Below are 15,213 nucleotides of genomic sequence, written 5' to 3'. Positions count from 1 at the left end.
TGCGCTTCGCGCGGGCGCGCGGTGCTTGTCAAGCGTTGTAACCCGGCTATGCACGTCGCCATGCACATTCACCCACTCATTACCGACAGCGCGACCCTCGCCAATCTCTGCACCCGGCTCTCCCAGTCGCCCTTCGTGACGGTCGATACCGAGTTCATGCGCGAGAGCACTTACTGGCCGGACCTCTGCCTCATCCAGATCGCCAACAGCGAAGAAGCGGCCGCGATCGATCCCAAGGCCAAGGATCTGGACCTGACGCCGCTGCTCGACCTGCTCGTCGACAATCCCGACGTTCTCAAGGTTTTCCACGCCGGCGGCCAGGATCTGGAGATCGTGCACAACCTGACGGGCAAGACGCCGCATCCGATGTTCGACACGCAGATCGCGGCCATGGCGATGGGGATGGGCGAGCAGATCGGCTATTCGAATCTCGTCGAAAGCCTGCTGGGCATCAAGCTGGACAAGGGCGCGCGGTTCACCGACTGGGCTCGCCGTCCGCTCGACAAGCGCCAGATCGATTATGCGATCGGCGACGTCACCTATCTCGCCGAGCTGTTCCCGCGCATGCTGGAAAAGCTGCGCAAGACCGGGCGCGGCGGCTGGCTCGACAATGAGATGGAGCGGCTGTGCGATCCCGCAAGCTATGCCAACGAGCCCGATCTCGCCTGGACCCGCATCCGCCTTCCGAGCCGGAAGGCCGAAGTGCTTGGACGGCTCAAGGCGATCGCCGCCTGGCGCGAGCGCGAGGCGCGATCGAAGAACTTGCCGCGCGGCCGCATCGCCAAAGACGAGACACTGGCCGACCTCGCCTCTCATCCGCCCAAGGTCCAATCGGACCTCGCCCGCGTGCGCGGCCTCTCGCCAAGCTGGGCACAGAACGACATCGGTGCGCGGCTGATGGCCGCCATCGCCGGGTCGCAACCCCTGCCGGACAGTGAGATGCCCCCGCGCGAGGATCGCAAGCCGGGCCTGGGCAAGGAGGGCGCCCTGATCGCCGACCTGCTCAAACTGCTGCTCAAGGTCCGCTCGCGCGATGCCGACGTCGCGCCACGGCTGATTGCACGGTCGGAGGAACTGGAGCTACTCGCGGCCGGCGTGCGCGACCTGCCCATGCTGAAGGGATGGCGCCACGACGTGTTCGGCAAGGATGCGCTTGCGCTGGTCGAAGGACGGCTGGCCTTCAGCGTCCGCAATGGTCGGATGGTGATGTCGGCGCTCGAGGCGGAAACCTCCGCCGGATGATAGGAGCACGGGGGCAAGCGGACGCCCCCGGTTGCGGTCGCCTCAATCTACGATCAGTCGCGGCTCGCGGCCGAAAGCCGCAGCGAGCGTGCGATGGCGGCGCTCCACCGTCTCGCCGTGGAGCAGCGCATTTTCCTTGTCGACGCGCAACTCGACGGCGTCCGGCGTCAGAGACAGCCGGCTTCCCGTCAGCGCGTCGGCTACGCCGCCCGAGAAACGCTGCCCAAGCCGCAGCGCAAGGCCCCAGCGCTCGGCCGTGACGATTTCGGACGGCGAGCAGATGCTGCTGATGACCGGCACCAGGCCATTGCCGCCAAAGCTGGTCCACAGCGCATGCGCCATCATCCCGCGGCCGCGCGAATCGATGCCGACCCAATTACCGTGCAGCGCCGTCTCGACGCCGCGTTCGGCGCGAAACTCGGGGTGCGCTCGCCAGCCCACATCCGCGAGCAGGCAGGTCGCGTGGCGCACACGGGCATCCTCGCGGCCCTCGCCTTCGAACAGCGGGGCGATCCACCGTTCGAGCAGGTCGCCATGTTCGGGAAAGCGGCCCTGCCGGGCGCCCTCCTCGCGGGTCGACGCGATCAGGGGATCCTGCGCGCGCTGATAGGGGGACAGTTCCTCGTAGAGCAGCCCCTCGCGCAGGCCATAGGCCGAGACGATCAGCTCGCTCGATCCGAGCTCGCGGACGACATGGGTCAGCAACGCAGCCGCGTGAGACATGGTGGGAATGCGCGACCCCGAAAGGCCGATAACCTCCCTCAGCCGCTTGCGATCGAGATGGGCGAGCACCCGCACGAGATGCTGGGCGTTTTCGGGCGGCATCCAATAATGATGGACGATCGGCAACGGATAGTTGGTCAGATACATGTCGAGGCGGGCGAGCGAACGCCAGGAGCCGCCGACCATATAGAAGGGGAGTCCCGCCCCCTTGCCTTTCCATCCCGCCTTGTCGAGCGTCCGCGCGACCAGTGCGCGCAAGGCACGGGGACCGTTTGCCTTGACCGCATCGATACGCAGCACGCCCAGCGGAAAGGAACTGGTCTCGCGCACCTCGCCGTCGATGACCCGGGCAAGTTCGAGGCTTCCGCCGCCGAGATCTCCGACGATGCCATTGGCCTCCGGTATCGACGCGATGACCCCCAGTCCGGCAATCCGCCCTTCATCGTCGCCCGAGAGGATCTCGACCGGAAGCCCCAGTTCGAAGACGCGATCGATGAAGATCTTGCCGTTGCTGGCGTCGCGGACGGCTGCCGTCGCCACGGTCCGCGGGTTGGGAACGCCCATCTGCTCGGCCAACCGCTTGAATCGCGACAAGGCATGCAACGCACGCTCCATCGCCTCGGGATCGAGCGCGCCGGTACGCGCCAGGCCCTTGCCCAGACCGGCCATGACCTTCTCGTTGAACAGCGCCGCCGGCACCCGGGCCGGGCCATCATAGATGACGAGGCGAATCGAGTTGGAGCCAATGTCGATGATTCCGACACGGGTATGGCCCGGCGCCGGATGCTTGGCCCGACGGAACATCGAAATCGCTGGCATAGGCCTCCGCTCTAACGCAAATCCGCTCGGGACCGGAAGCGGTAAGTTGTGCCTTGGTTCCTTGCGCATCTTGCACGAACTGCGCACGGCGTGGCAGGCGAGGCCATGAGCCCGCCCGTCAGACCCGTCATTGCCTGGCCGCTTCTCGGCTTCGTCCTCCTCGCGGCCGGGGCGGCGCTATGGCTCGCCTTCCCGGCCATGGACAGCCATGTGCTGGCGGTCTTTCGGTTCGTACCCTCCTCCGCACTGATCCCCGCGACGAGCCTCCTGACCAACGCGGGCGGCTTCAGCACCCTCGGGCCCGTCGCACTGGCGGTTGTCCTGCTGCTGGCGTTCAGGCGGCGGAAGGCCGAAGCGCTGTGGCTTTTCCTTGCGGTCGGGTCTGGCCGCCTGTTCGTCGAGGCCGCGAAGGAAATTCTGGCGCGCCCGCGGCCGCCCCTCGCCGGGCGACTGGATGAGGTGACCAGCCTCAGCTTCCCCAGTTCGCACGCAGCCGGGTCGATGCTGACGATGCTCGCCCTCGCGCTGCTTTTTGGCCGCAGCAGCCCCTGGCTGACCCCGGCCCTTGCGGCCTTCGCCTTGGCAGTGGGCTGGAGCCGGCTCGCGCTCGGCGTGCATTGGCCGAGCGACGTGCTCGCCGGGTGGGGCGTCGCGCTGATCTGGATCGGGATTGCGGGCTTCTGGCTGCCAGAGGCCTCGCGTCGGCCGGCCTGACGGCCGATCAGCCCCGCCGCAGCGACAGCTTCGGCACCGATCCACTCTTACGCAGCGCCGCACCGCGACCCGAAAGCGACGGGTTGGTCATGAAATAGCGGTGCAGGTTGAATGGCCGGCTTCCAGCCTCGATCCGCTCATATTGACCGTCGGGCAACAGCCGCCAGCTCTGCTCGTCGTCGATCAGATTGGCGACCATGACCTGGTCCAGTATCTGCGCATGAACGGTCGGATTCTCGATCGGCAGCAGATATTCGACGCGACGGTCGAAATTGCGCGGCATCCAGTCGGCCGAGCTGATGAGCACCTTGGCCTTGCGGTTGGGCAAGGCGCCGCCATTGCCGAAACAGATGATCCGGCTATGCTCCAGGAAGCGCCCGACGACCGATTTGACGCGGATATTCTCCGACAGCCCCGGCACGCCGGGACGCAGGCAGCATATGCCGCGAATCACCAGGTCGATCTGCACGCCTGCCGCGCTCGCCCGGTAAAGCTTCTCGATGATTGCCGGGTCGACGAGCGAGTTCATCTTCGCCCAGATTGCGGCCTGACGGCCCGCACGCGCATGATCGATCTCGGCATCGATCAGTCGTGCGAGTTCGTCGCGCATGCCGTGCGGCGAGATGGTGAGCAGGTTGAGGTCGACCGGCTCGACATAGCCGGTGATGTAGTTGAACAGCTGCGCCGCATCGCGACCAAGCCGGGGATCGGCGGTGAAGAAGCTGAGATCGGTGTAGATGCGCGCGGTGATCGGGTGATAATTGCCCGTCCCGAAATGGCAGTAGGTCTTGTGCCCGTCGGCCTCGCGCCGCACCACCATCGACACCTTGGCGTGGGTTTTCCAGTCGATGAAGCCATAGACGACCTGGACCCCGGCCCGCTCGAGCTGCGACGCCCAGAGCAGATTCTGCTCCTCGTCGAACCGCGCTTTCAACTCGACCACGGCCGTGACGGACTTGCCGGCCTCGGCCGCGTCGACGAGCGCGCGGATCACCGCCGACTGCTTGCCCGCGCGATAGAGGGTCTGCTTGATCGCGACCACGTCGGGGTCCTGTGCCGCCTGGCGTAGGAAGGCGAGCACCACGTCGAACGTCTCATAGGGGTGATGGACGACGATGTCCTTGGCCCGGATCGCCGCGAAGCAATCCCCGCCATGCTCACGAATTCGCTCGGGAAAGCGCGGGCTGAAGGGCGTGAATTTCAGATCGGGCCGATCCTCCTCCACCAGCTGCGCGAGATCGGCGATCCCCAGAAAACTGCCCGATTCGGTGACGAAGCTGTCGGCGCCGCCGATCTGGTCCTTCCACAGCGGCTCGAGCGACGCGGACATGCCGCCCTCCAACTCGATCCGGATCACGCGGCCACGCCGGCGCCTTTTGATCGCGGTCCGGAAGTAGAGGACCAGATCCTCGGCCTCTTCCTCGACCTCGATGTCGCTGTCGCGGATGATCCGCAGCGCGCCATGGCCGCGCACCTCATAGCCGGGGAAGAGCAGATGGGTGAAGCGCCGGACCAGCGTCTCGATCGCGACATAGCGCGCAGCGCCACGCGGCAGGCGGATGAAACGGGGTAGCGTGGCGGGCACCATCAGCAGTTCGAAAATCTGCTCGCCATCGGACAGGCGGGTCAGGTCGAACAGGAGGCTGAAACCCTTGTTGGGAATGAACGGAAAGGGATGCGCAGGATCGAGCGCCTGCGGCGTCAGGACCGGGAATACCTGCTCGCTGAAATAGCGCTCCAGCCATTCGGCATCGGGGCCCTCGATCTCGCCTTCCTCGAGCACCACGATGCCCGCATTGGCCAGATCGTCGCGCAGGCGGTCCCATACGCGCTGCTGGTCGGTCATCAGCTGGTCGGCGCGGTCGCTGGCCCCGTCCAGCTGCTGCGCGACCGTCAGCCCGTCGGGCGACAGGCTGTCGACGCCTTCGAGCAGCTGCGCCTTCAGGCCGGCGAAGCGGACCATGAAGAACTCGTCGAGATTATTCCCCGAGATCGACAGGAAGCGAAGCCGTTCGAGCAGCGGATGCGCGGGGTTGGACGCCTCGTCCATCACGCGCTGGTTGAAGGCGAGCCAGCTCGCCTCGCGGTTGAAATAGCGTTCGCGCAACGGCACCGGTTCGGGGGGGACCGACGTCCCGATCAGGTCTGAGTCATGCGATTGGGGTTCGATCGAGTCCATGGCCGTCCACTATAGCAGCCTATATGTATCTTCCGTGACTCCGATTGCCGCAAGCGCTTCCTTGGCGACCGCCAGGGTGATCGGCCGTCGGCGCGCGAGCGCGGCCTCGTCCAGCGCATCCACGAGCCGGGCAAGCGCGACATAGCTCCGCTCGATACGCGGCACGACATAGCGGACGACGTCCGGGCGGGCGTCCAGCCCCCGGTTGTTGATCAGCTTTTCGACCAGCGCGGTCATCAGCGCCAGATCCGGCTCCTCTATCGCCACATGCTGGCTGGCAAGCAGACGCGAGCGCAGATCGGGAAGCTTGATCTTCCAGCGGGCCGGCGGTTGATCGGCGGCGAGCAACAGCGGCTTGCGATCGGCCTGGGCTGCGTTCCACGCGTGGAACAGCCGCTCCTCATCCTGCCCTTCGGCATTGTCGATGAAGCGCCCGCCCGTCTTGGCGGCGAAGATGCGACCCAGCAGGCTCCGCCCCGACTTGCGCGGGCCGGTCAGCACGCTGGCCATCACGGGCCACAGCGACCAATGTTCGAGGTGGCGAACCGCCGTGCGGTTGGCGTCGCCGACGATGAAGTCGCGCTCATTCTCTTCCGCCGGCCACTGGAAGGGCAGCGCGATCTGGTCGGTCATGGAGCCGGAGTGGCGGCGCGCCTGATGCGGAAGCCCGTGCCGACATCCTCGACCTGCCAGCCGCGCGCGACGAGCGCCTCGCGCAGCGCGCTGGCGGGGCCGGAGAAGCCCACGCGCATGCTGCTGGTGCCACCGAGCGCCAGGCTGCCGGTCTGGACCGACGTAACGCCGGTCACGGCTCGAAGCTGCCCCTCCTGCGCGCGCAGCGCCGCGGCATCGGGCGTGTCGATCTGCACCGTGACGGTTGTGGTGGCCGCTGCCGCCATCTGCTCGAGCACGTCGTCGATCGGCACTTCCTCGGCCGGGGTCTCGGTCACCAGCGACTTGTCGCCGCGCATCGCCCCTTGCTGCAACGCCCGGGTGTAGGACGCATCGATCCGCTGCACCGCGCGATCAAGCATGGCGGGCAGGCCATCGCCGGTCTCGGCGGTCAGGGTGAACTGGTCGAGCACCGTCGCATCGGGACCATAGCGGGCGACGAACCGGCCGATCACCGGGCCGCCCGGCCATTGGCGGAACAGGGTCGCCTCGGGCACGACGATATTGGCCGCGCCATATTGGTCGAGCAGCATCCGCCACCAGCTGCGCCCGGGGCGGCGCGCCTGCGCGGCGTTGAGCAGGACCGGATCGGCGCCTGTTCCGGATACCCGGACATAGTCGATCGGGCTGTTGCCGGCGCGGAAGCGGGCCCAGGCCTTCTGCCATTCGCTGCGCCGTTCGAAGCTGACCGGGGTCGCTCCACTCCATTCGACGGGAATGACCAGCATCGGCGCGGACCGGCGGACAGCACCCTTCACGCCCAGCAGCTCGCCAGCCCGGGCGCGGTCGAACAGCACGCCCAGCGTCGCGACATAGCGGTTCGGACCGACCTGCTCGCGCTCGACGACGATGCCGCCGCTGATCGAATCGAGCGTCGAATCGGGCAGGCCCGGTGCATTCTCGACCGGCTTGCCGTTCACGCGCGCCCACAGCATCTTCCAGCCCTTGCGCTGCGCCTCGCGCCAGCCGCCATAGCGCGCCTGATCCGCCGTACGGGCCGCGACATCGACCTTGATGCCGCTCACCTCATAGCTGCCCGATCCGTCGATCGGCGGAACCCCGCGCTCGTCCGCCCGCTCCAGCTGCGCAAAGGCGAGCGCCCCCAGCAGCGCTCCGGCGCCGAGGATGGACAGGGGGATGGGACGGAAAAAGCGTTTGGCGAAGGTCACGCAGTGCCTTTTGGCGACTTGGCCGTGGAAATCCAAGCACGATATGTCTAGGGGCCTGCAACATGAGCAGCAACGATCAAGAATCCTACACCTATGCCAAGGCCGGCGTGTCGATCGCGGCGGGCAATGCCCTGGTCAAGGCGATCGCGCCCCTCGCGCGGGCCACGCGCCGTCCAGGCGCCGATGCCGACCTCGGCGGGTTCGGCGGCTTCTTCGACCTGAAGGCGGCCGGCTACAATGATCCGCTGCTCGTTGCGGCGAATGACGGCGTCGGCACGAAGCTGAAGCTCGCCATCGACAGCGGGCGCCATGACGGCGTCGGCATCGACCTCGTCGCGATGTGCGCGAACGATCTGATCGTGCAGGGCGCCGAGCCGCTCTTCTTCCTCGACTATTTCGCCACGGGCCGGCTCGACAATGGTGTCGCCGAGCGTGTCATCGCGGGCATCGCCGAAGGCTGCAAGATCGCCGGCTGCGCGCTGATCGGCGGCGAAACCGCCGAGATGCCCGGCATGTATGCCGACGGCGATTATGATCTTGCCGGTTTCTGCGTCGGCGCGGTCGAGCGCGACCAGGCCCTCACCGGCAACCGCGTGTCCGCCGGCGACGTCATCCTCGGCCTCGCCTCCTCGGGCGTTCACTCAAACGGTTTCTCGCTCGTGCGTCGCCTGGCGGCCGACAAGGGCTGGAAGCTCGACCGCCCTGCCCTGTTCGACCAGGACGTGCTGCTGATCGAGGCGCTGATGGCGCCGACGCGCATCTATGTCCGCTCGCTGCTGCCCATCGTCCGCGCCGGTCAGGTCCGGGCGATGGCGCACATCACCGGCGGCGGCCTGCTCGAGAATATTCCGCGCGTCCTGCCGGACGGGCTCCACGCCCATGTCGACGCCGACGCCTGGGAACAGCCGCGGCTGATGGCCTTCCTCCAGGCGCAGGGCAATATCGAGCCCGAAGAAATGGCGCGCACCTTCAACTGCGGCGTGGGCATGGCGGTTATCGTCTCGGCCGCCGACGTCGACGCGGTGACGTCGGAACTGACCGCAGCGGGCGAGACCGTCTTCCGCATCGGCCATATCGCCGAGGGCTACAAGGGCTGCACCGTCAAGGGCAGCGCCGAGACCTGGAGCGCGCGCGCCGACTGGTCGGCTACGCATCTCGGCTGAGCCGGGATCGCCCGCCTCCGGGCATCGACGAGGTTCTGAACGCGTGACCGACAAGACCCCGATCGCCATCCTGATCTCGGGCCGCGGCAGCAACATGGCCGCGCTGATCGAGGCGTCGCGCGCAGCCGACTGCCCCTATGCGGTCGTCCTCGTCGCGTCGAACGATCCCGAGGCGGCCGGCCTCGACCATGCCCGCGCCGCCGGCATCGCGACCTTCGCGCACAGCCACAAGGGCCTGAAACGCGCCGAGTTCGACGCCATGATCGATGCGGCGCTGCGCGAGGCGGGCGTGCGCCTCGTCGCGCTCGCCGGCTATATGCGCATCCTGAGCGAGGGCTTCATCGCCGGGTGGGAAGGTCGCATCGTCAACATCCACCCGTCGCTGCTTCCGAAGTACAAGGGCCTCGACACGCACCAGCGCGCGATCGAGGCGGGCGATGCGGAGGCCGGCTGCTCGGTCCATGTCGTGACGCCCGAGCTCGACGATGGCGAGGTGATCGCCCAGGCCCGCGTGCCGATCCTGTCCGGCGACACGCCCGAGACATTGGCCGATCGCGTGCTGATCGAGGAACACCGCCTTTATCCCGACGCGCTGGCTGCCTATATCCGGAGCCATGGCTGAAGAGACCTCCGCGGCGGAAGCCCGTCGGCGCCGGCTGCGCTGGATCACCCTCGGCGAGGCGCTCGGCGTGGCCGCGCTCGTCGTGTCGGTCCTGACTCTCTGGAACAACTATTCCGAGCGCCGTCACAATGAGGACGAGAAGGCCGCACAGGACCGCGCGTCGAGCACCAGGGCCCGCATCCTCGTGCTGCGCGCCGAGGTGGAGAAGAAGGGCGACCGCCTCGCGCTGCAGCCGACCGGCGAGCAGGTGATCCAGGGCCAGACCATCGCCTTCCCCAAGGCGCTGGGGATCGATTCCGTCGACAGCACCGACCCGCGCATCGAGGCCGACTGGCTGTCCGACGGCCTGCGCAAGGCCCGCCGCGACGCAGGCGAAGACGAACGCCCCCGCGGCGACGCCCGCCTTCCCGTCGCGATCACAACGCGCTTCACGGTCGGCGGAGATGTCGCCGAGGATGTGACACTGTACGACGTGGGCTATGCGATCGAAGGCGGCTTCCTCGGCGGCAGCGAAGTCCGCCTGCGCGGCCTGTCGATGATCGGCCGCACGACTGCTGCGGCGGCGCAGAGGCGGCTGGATGAGATCTGGGCGAGCCGGCACCGCAAGAAGGGATGAGGTCGGCATTAGCCGTATTTGGCCCTTCTTTCTCCAAAAGCTGCAGATCTGGAAGCGACCCGATTGCGGTCATTCATTGTACATGAGACGATTGATCGATGCAGGGATACCTACCTCGGGCGATAACGGCGTTACTCACGGTGTTCATAGTTGGAAGTTGCAGCAGTTCGCCTATGCGCTTGGAAGCTACTGCAAGACGATCTTGCCTCGTTCAGGGAGGCTATGAAAGTCTCAGCGCCTTCGGCTTCCCGATCTGCCAGTTCCGCTATGCCGATGGGGGAAAGACCTGTTCTGGGAAAGCCGATTGTGAGGGGCAGTGCCTCATGAGCGTGGATGGCCCCACAGAGAAACCACTTCCAAAGCCCGGCGATTTAGCAAATGGAACGTGCCAATCGGAACACTACAGTCCCGGCTGTTTTGCTAAAATCGAAGATGGTAGGATTGAGTCAGATGGCGCGTGGTGCGAGGACTGAAGCAACTACCGACTTCGACCTCATTTCAGCCGTTGCGATCTACTGGTGCTAGCTCCGATTGCTTATAGGCACTTGCCTATCGTTGTGGCGAGAGCAGTGTTTCCGCTGCCAAACTCACTCCGCACCATCCTTTCACGGCCGTTATGGCCTACAAATCCAGGATTACGGTGACGCTACACTTTAGGATTACGGTGACGCTACACTTTAATACCCCTGGGATTACGGTAACGCTGCATTTTAATACCCCTGCCCGACCAGCCTACTGCTCCGCATCACCTTTCATTGCGTTTACGACCTACAGATCCAACGCAAAAATAAGATCGTCGAACACCGCGTCGCCCACTTGGAAGCGGCGCGATCCCACCAGTTCGCAACCGAGGCGGCGATAGAAGCCGATTGCCGCGTCATTGCCCGAATAGACGCCGATCAGCAGGCGCCGCATCCCGCGTTCGCGCGCATAGGCGACCGCTTCGTCGACGAGGCGCCGACCCAGCTTGTGGCCGTGCCATTTGCCCATGACGTAGATGCGGCGCAGCTCGATGTCGGCGGGGCCGGTCTCGATCGGCAGGTCGGGCGGGGTCAGGAGCGCGAAGCCGATCGGCGCGCGGGTCTGGGGGATTTCGGCGATCCAGGCCGCACCGGCGGGATCGCTCGTGAAGGCGCGCCAGGCGTCGGCGCTGTTCTTGCCTTCGAAGTGCAGCAGCATGTCGGGCAGGCCGATCATGTGCGCATAGGTTTCGAGGAAGGTCGCCGCGCCGACCAGGGCCAGCGCGGCGGCATCCTCGCAAACGGCCCGCCTGATGACGGGGTCCGTCATGATCAGCCGACGATTTCTTCCGGCTTGAAGAAATAGTCGATCTCGATCTTCGCGTTCTCGAGGCTGTCCGAGCCGTGGACCGAGTTGGCTTCGATCGATTCCGCGAAGGTCTTGCGGATCGTGCCCTCGTCGGCGTTCGCCGGGTTGGTGGCGCCCATGACTTCACGGTTGCGCGCGACGGCGTTCTCGCCCTCGAGCACCTGGACCACGACCGGGCCCGAGATCATGAAGCTGACGAGGTCGCCGAAGAAGGGACGCTCGCGGTGCACGCCGTAGAAGCCCTCGGCCTGCTCCTTGGTCATGTGGATGCGCTTGGAAGCGACGACGCGCAGGCCGGCCTCCTCAAGCTTGGCGGTGATCGCGCCCGTCAGGTTGCGACGCGTCGCATCGGGCTTGATGATCGAAAAGGTACGTTCGGTCGCCATCGGCGAGCGGCTCCATGTCTGTCTGGGTGGAAGATGGCGCGCCTTTAGTGGTTGCGCGGGCCGATGGCAAGGCAAGGCTGGCCCTCTAGCCCCGTCCTGATTCGCGCCATTGGCCGGGCGCCACCGCATGGTAGAAGCAGGCCATAAATTTAGCGCGGAGTTTTCAATGTCTTTCGATAGCCCCTGGGGCCAACCGCAGTCGCACCACCGCAGCGCGAGCGTTGCCGACGACATCGATTTCGAGATCAAGGGCCAGGAACTGCAGTTTGTCGAGATCGAGCTCGATCCGGGCGAGAGCGCGGTCGCCGAGGCGGGCGCGCTCGTCTGGAAGGACGGCAGCATCAGCATGACGACGGTGTTCGGCGACGGCAGCGGCGGCGCCAACGAGGGCTTCATGGGCAAGCTGCTCGGCGCGGGCAAGCGCCTGGTCACCGGCGAAAGCCTGTTCACCACCGTTTTCACCCACCAGGGCCAGGGCAAGGCGCGCGTCGCCTTCGCGTCGCCGACGCCGGGGGCGATCCTGCCGATCCGGCTGGCCGATTATGGCGGCCGGCTGATCTGCCAGAAGGACAGCTTCCTCGCCGCCGCGCGCGGCGTGTCGATTGGGGTTCACTTCCAGAAGCGCGTGATGACGGGGCTGTTCGGCGGCGAGGGCTTCATCATGCAGAAGCTTGAAGGCGATGGCTGGGTGTTCGTGCAGATGGGCGGCACCGTGGTCGAGCGCGAGCTGGCGCCGGGCGAGGAAATCCATGTCGACACCGGCTGCATCGCCGCCTTCACCCCCAGCGTGGATTTCGACCTGATCACGGCGGGCGGGGTGAAGAGCATCTTCTTCGGCGGCGAAGGGCTGTTCTTCGCGCGGCTGCGCGGACCCGGCAAGGTGTGGATCCAGTCGCTCCCCTTCTCGCGCCTTGCGGGCCGCATGATGGCGGCTGCAATGGGCAGTGGCCAGAACCGCGGCGAAGGATCGGTGCTGGGCGGACTGGGCGACATCATCGGCGGCAACCGCTGAGGGCGGAACTCTTCCCCGCTTAATGTATAGACAAATAATCTCCCCAGACAGGATGCCCCTGCCCATGCGCAAGATGCTCACCGCCCTCGCCTGCTCGATCTCGCTCGTGCCGGCCCTTTCGATTGCAGCCCAGCCCGCTCCCAGCTTCGACCTGCAACGCTATGCGCAGGACGTGAAGACGCTGGCCGACGACAGTTTCGAGGGCCGCGCACCCGCCACGGCGGGCGAGAAGAAGACGATCGATTATATCATCGCCCGGATGAAAGCCGCCGGGCTGGAACCGGGCGGCACCGGCGGCGGCTGGACGCAGGACGTGCCGCTGCTCAAATCCGACATTGTCGGATCGCCGAAGCTGAGCCTGCGCATCGGTGATGCCGCGCCGCGCCCCCTCACGCAGGGCGAGGAAATCGCCATCCGCGCCGCGATGACCGGGCAGACCGAGGTCCGGCTGGCGGGCGCGCCGCTCGTCTTCGTCGGCTATGGCGTAAAAGCGCCCGAACGCGGCTGGGACGATTTCAAGGGCGCCGACCTCAAGGGCAAGATCATGGTCGTCCTCGTCAACGACCCCGACTTCGAGGGCGGCGAAGACGATTTCGGCGGCAAGACCATGACCTATTATGGCCGCTGGACCTATAAATATGAGGAAGGCGCGCGGCAGGGCGCGGCCGGCGTGCTCGTCATCCACGAGACGGCTCCCGCCTCCTATGGCTGGGCCACGGTCAAGAACTCCAACACCAACACGATGTTCGACATCGTTCGCCAGGATCCGGCCTCGGCACACAGCCCGATGGAGGGGTGGATCCAGCGCGACGTCGCGGCGGATCTGTTCAAGGCCTCGGGGCTCGATTTCGAGGCAATGAAGGCGGCCGCGCGGTGCAAGGACTTCAAGCCGGTTGCGCTGAAGGCGACGCTCGACGCCGACTATGCCGTGAAGCCGGAGAAGATCATCAGCTACAACGTCCTCGGACGTCTGCCCGGCAAGCGCCATCCCGACGAGACGGTGATCTATTCGGGCCATTGGGACCATCTCGGCGTGGGGCAGCCCGACGCGCGCGGCGACCGCATCTATAACGGCGCGCGCGACAATGCGACCGGGATCGCCGCGCTGCTCGAACTGGCGCGCACCTTCGCCAAGGCCCCGCGCACCGATCGCTCGATCGTTTTTCTGGCGGTGACCGCCGAGGAAAAAGGGCTGCTCGGCTCGACCTATTATGCGGCCAATCCGGTCTATCCTGCGGCGACGACCGCCGGCGTGATCAACATGGACAGCATCGTCGGCGGCGGGCAGGCCCGCGACTTCTCGATTTCGGGTGTCGCCAGACTGGGGCTGCTCGACATGCTGATCGCTCAAGGCAAGGCCCTCGGCCGAACCTTCGTGCCGGACCCCAACACGCAGACCGGGGCCTTTTTCCGGTCCGACCATTTCCCGATGGCAAAAGCGGGGATTCCGGCCGTCTCGTTCGAGCCCGGGATCGATCTGCTCAATGGCGGCATCGCCCGCGGCAATGCGCTGGCGGAGGCCTATGTGAAGGACCGCTATCATCAGCCGGCCGACGAATGGAGCGACGACTGGGACCTGTCGAACGTCGCACCCGACCTCACTCTGCTCTACGCCACCGGACGGACACTGGCCGACAGCCGCGCCTGGCCGGAATGGAGCAAGGATTCTGAGTTTCGCGCGAAACGCGACGAAAGCTCAGCTTCACGACAGTGAAAGCCAACGAGCGCATCCAGGGGGCAAGGGGAATGCCCGCACTGGACACGTAGCGTGCCCCCCAAATCATTTCATCGCATTGCAACACCGAACCATCGTTAGAATCCCGTTCCGAAATAAACAGGGTTAGTGTATCGATAACCCTGGTTAACGGGGCAGAAGGCTATTGGCCGGATGCCTCGTCAAGTCGGTAATTATCCGACGGGACGGGAATGGTGACGGGGCGGGGGCCCCGGCCCCGTCTTCCAAGGGGTTGTAGTTGCATCGATTTTTTCGGGGGTAATTATGAAGACCATTGTAAAGCTGGTAAGCGCGGTGGTGCTGAGCGCATCGGCATCCGGAGCCGCTTTTGCCCAGGCGAGTGATTCGGAATCGACCACCAGCTCGGTTCGCATCATCCAGCCGATCGCCCTCACCAAGGTCAACAACCTCGCCTTCGGCACGGTCGTGCGCCCAGCTTCGGGCAGCAGCACGATCACGATTGCGACCTCTTCGGACACGCCCACCGTCGACAGCGGCACCGCCGTGCTGGTTGCTGGCGGCACCCGCACCCGCGCATCCTACACCGTGACCGGTGAAGGCGCACAGACTGTCGCGATCACCGTGCCTGCCTCGGTCGTCATGACCGATGGCACGAACAACATCACCGTCACGCTGACACCGGAAGCGACCACCGACACGCTCTCGGGTACGCTCGGCACCACCGGCGGCTTCTCCGGCGACGGCACGCTCTATGTCGGCGGCAGCTTCAGCATCAGCAGCACCACCGTCAGCGGGAATTACAGCGGTACCTTCTCGACCACCGTCGCCTATAACTGACACCGCGCCCACGGCCGCACAGGCATGTCCGTGA

The 15,213-nt window shown here is 66.0% G+C and carries 14 protein-coding genes; 8 read left to right on the top strand and 6 right to left on the bottom strand.

The window, feature by feature from the left end; translation table 11 throughout:
- The first annotated feature begins 60 nt into the window (after window positions 1-60).
- Window positions 61-1,242 carry a ribonuclease D gene (rnd, locus tag G6P88_RS00230; RefSeq protein ID WP_165321289.1) on the top strand — a complete coding sequence of 394 codons (1,182 nt, stop codon included), beginning with the start codon at window positions 61-63 and terminating at the stop codon, window positions 1,240-1,242.
- Window positions 1,243-1,284: 42 nt separating this feature from the next.
- On the opposite strand, the gene G6P88_RS00225 is transcribed toward rnd, so the two are convergent.
- Window positions 1,285-2,784 (bottom strand): Ppx/GppA family phosphatase, encoded by a 1,500-nt coding sequence (locus G6P88_RS00225; RefSeq protein ID WP_165321288.1) that lies wholly within the window; start codon window positions 2,782-2,784, stop codon window positions 1,285-1,287.
- A gap of 105 nt (window positions 2,785-2,889) precedes the next feature.
- On the opposite strand from G6P88_RS00225, the gene G6P88_RS00220 reads away from it, so the two are divergent.
- Complete coding sequence (locus tag G6P88_RS00220) at window positions 2,890-3,498, top strand: phosphatase PAP2 family protein (RefSeq protein WP_165321287.1); 609 nt, start codon at window positions 2,890-2,892, stop codon at window positions 3,496-3,498.
- 7 nt (window positions 3,499-3,505) lie between these two features.
- Here G6P88_RS00220 and G6P88_RS00215 read toward each other — a convergent pair whose 3' ends face one another.
- The 3 genes from G6P88_RS00215 to G6P88_RS00205 are packed head-to-tail and all read right to left on the bottom strand — an operon-like array spanning window position 3,506 to window position 7,518.
- The gene (locus G6P88_RS00215) at window positions 3,506-5,677 is read right to left on the bottom strand and encodes an RNA degradosome polyphosphate kinase (RefSeq protein ID WP_165321286.1); all 2,172 of its coding nucleotides are present in this window, start codon (window positions 5,675-5,677) and stop codon (window positions 3,506-3,508) included.
- Window positions 5,678-5,686: 9 nt separating this feature from the next.
- Window positions 5,687-6,310, bottom strand: coding sequence for an HdaA/DnaA family protein (locus G6P88_RS00210; protein WP_165321285.1), 624 nt, complete (start codon window positions 6,308-6,310; stop codon window positions 5,687-5,689).
- Window positions 6,307-7,518 carry a heavy-metal-associated domain-containing protein gene (locus tag G6P88_RS00205; protein WP_165321284.1) on the bottom strand — a complete coding sequence of 404 codons (1,212 nt, stop codon included), beginning with the start codon at window positions 7,516-7,518 and terminating at the stop codon, window positions 6,307-6,309. The genes G6P88_RS00210 and G6P88_RS00205 overlap by 4 nt, the downstream gene beginning before the upstream one ends.
- A 62-nt stretch (window positions 7,519-7,580) precedes the next feature.
- On the opposite strand from G6P88_RS00205, the gene purM reads away from it, so the two are divergent.
- Genes purM through G6P88_RS00190 form a run of 3 tightly spaced genes read left to right on the top strand, consistent with a single transcriptional unit; the run spans window position 7,581 to window position 9,919 of the window.
- Entirely contained in the window at window positions 7,581-8,681 is a 1,101-nt protein-coding gene (purM, locus tag G6P88_RS00200) for a phosphoribosylformylglycinamidine cyclo-ligase (RefSeq protein ID WP_165321283.1), read from the top strand.
- Between the two features lie 43 nt (window positions 8,682-8,724).
- On the top strand, window positions 8,725-9,303 hold the full coding sequence (gene purN / locus G6P88_RS00195) for a phosphoribosylglycinamide formyltransferase (RefSeq protein WP_165321282.1): 579 nt from the start codon (window positions 8,725-8,727) through the stop codon (window positions 9,301-9,303).
- Window positions 9,296-9,919, top strand: coding sequence for a hypothetical protein (locus G6P88_RS00190; protein WP_165321281.1), 624 nt, complete (start codon window positions 9,296-9,298; stop codon window positions 9,917-9,919). Before purN ends, G6P88_RS00190 begins: the two co-directional genes overlap by 8 nt.
- A gap of 768 nt (window positions 9,920-10,687) precedes the next feature.
- On the opposite strand, the gene G6P88_RS00185 is transcribed toward G6P88_RS00190, so the two are convergent.
- Both G6P88_RS00185 and ndk read right to left on the bottom strand, forming a co-directional pair.
- Window positions 10,688-11,209 carry a GNAT family N-acetyltransferase gene (locus G6P88_RS00185; RefSeq protein ID WP_165321280.1) on the bottom strand — a complete coding sequence of 174 codons (522 nt, stop codon included), beginning with the start codon at window positions 11,207-11,209 and terminating at the stop codon, window positions 10,688-10,690.
- Window positions 11,210-11,211: 2 nt separating this feature from the next.
- The gene (ndk, locus tag G6P88_RS00180) at window positions 11,212-11,634 is read right to left on the bottom strand and encodes a nucleoside-diphosphate kinase (RefSeq protein ID WP_165321279.1); all 423 of its coding nucleotides are present in this window, start codon (window positions 11,632-11,634) and stop codon (window positions 11,212-11,214) included.
- A gap of 166 nt (window positions 11,635-11,800) precedes the next feature.
- Between ndk and G6P88_RS00175 the strand changes: the two genes are divergently transcribed.
- From G6P88_RS00175 to G6P88_RS00165, 3 genes are all read left to right on the top strand, one after another.
- Window positions 11,801-12,646 (top strand): TIGR00266 family protein, encoded by an 846-nt coding sequence (locus tag G6P88_RS00175; protein WP_165321278.1) that lies wholly within the window; start codon window positions 11,801-11,803, stop codon window positions 12,644-12,646.
- 64 nt (window positions 12,647-12,710) lie between these two features.
- Window positions 12,711-14,360: a M28 family metallopeptidase gene (locus tag G6P88_RS00170; RefSeq protein WP_165321277.1), complete on the top strand. Its 1,650-nt coding sequence runs from the start codon at window positions 12,711-12,713 to the stop codon at window positions 14,358-14,360.
- Between the two features lie 285 nt (window positions 14,361-14,645).
- Window positions 14,646-15,179 carry a DUF4402 domain-containing protein gene (locus G6P88_RS00165; RefSeq protein WP_165321276.1) on the top strand — a complete coding sequence of 178 codons (534 nt, stop codon included), beginning with the start codon at window positions 14,646-14,648 and terminating at the stop codon, window positions 15,177-15,179.
- Window positions 15,180-15,213: the final 34 nt, after the last annotated feature.

The sequence above is a fragment of the Rhizorhabdus phycosphaerae genome (genome assembly GCF_011044255.1).
Classification (GTDB): domain Bacteria; phylum Pseudomonadota; class Alphaproteobacteria; order Sphingomonadales; family Sphingomonadaceae; genus Rhizorhabdus; species Rhizorhabdus phycosphaerae.
Note: the sequence above shows the minus strand (reverse complement) of the source record. Positions and strands in the feature narration are given on the sequence as shown.

Bases quoted from the DNA above. Each gene is read 5' to 3' on its own strand.
- G6P88_RS00185 (WP_165321280.1), bottom strand. From the start codon at position 11,209: ATGACGGACCCCGTCATCAGGCGGGCCGTTTGCGAGGATGCCGCCGCG.
- ndk (WP_165321279.1), bottom strand. From the start codon at position 11,634: ATGGCGACCGAACGTACCTTTTCGATCATCAAGCCCGATGCGACGCGT.
- G6P88_RS00190 (WP_165321281.1), top strand. From the start codon at position 9,296: ATGGCTGAAGAGACCTCCGCGGCGGAAGCCCGTCGGCGCCGGCTGCGC.
- G6P88_RS00225 (WP_165321288.1), bottom strand. From the start codon at position 2,784: ATGCCAGCGATTTCGATGTTCCGTCGGGCCAAGCATCCGGCGCCGGGC.
- G6P88_RS00215 (WP_165321286.1), bottom strand. From the start codon at position 5,677: ATGGACTCGATCGAACCCCAATCGCATGACTCAGACCTGATCGGGACG.
- rnd (WP_165321289.1), top strand. From the start codon at position 61: ATGCACATTCACCCACTCATTACCGACAGCGCGACCCTCGCCAATCTC.
- G6P88_RS00165 (WP_165321276.1), top strand. From the start codon at position 14,646: ATGAAGACCATTGTAAAGCTGGTAAGCGCGGTGGTGCTGAGCGCATCG.
- purM (WP_165321283.1), top strand. From the start codon at position 7,581: ATGAGCAGCAACGATCAAGAATCCTACACCTATGCCAAGGCCGGCGTG.
- G6P88_RS00170 (WP_165321277.1), top strand. From the start codon at position 12,711: ATGCGCAAGATGCTCACCGCCCTCGCCTGCTCGATCTCGCTCGTGCCG.
- G6P88_RS00210 (WP_165321285.1), bottom strand. From the start codon at position 6,310: ATGACCGACCAGATCGCGCTGCCCTTCCAGTGGCCGGCGGAAGAGAAT.
- G6P88_RS00220 (WP_165321287.1), top strand. From the start codon at position 2,890: ATGAGCCCGCCCGTCAGACCCGTCATTGCCTGGCCGCTTCTCGGCTTC.
- G6P88_RS00175 (WP_165321278.1), top strand. From the start codon at position 11,801: ATGTCTTTCGATAGCCCCTGGGGCCAACCGCAGTCGCACCACCGCAGC.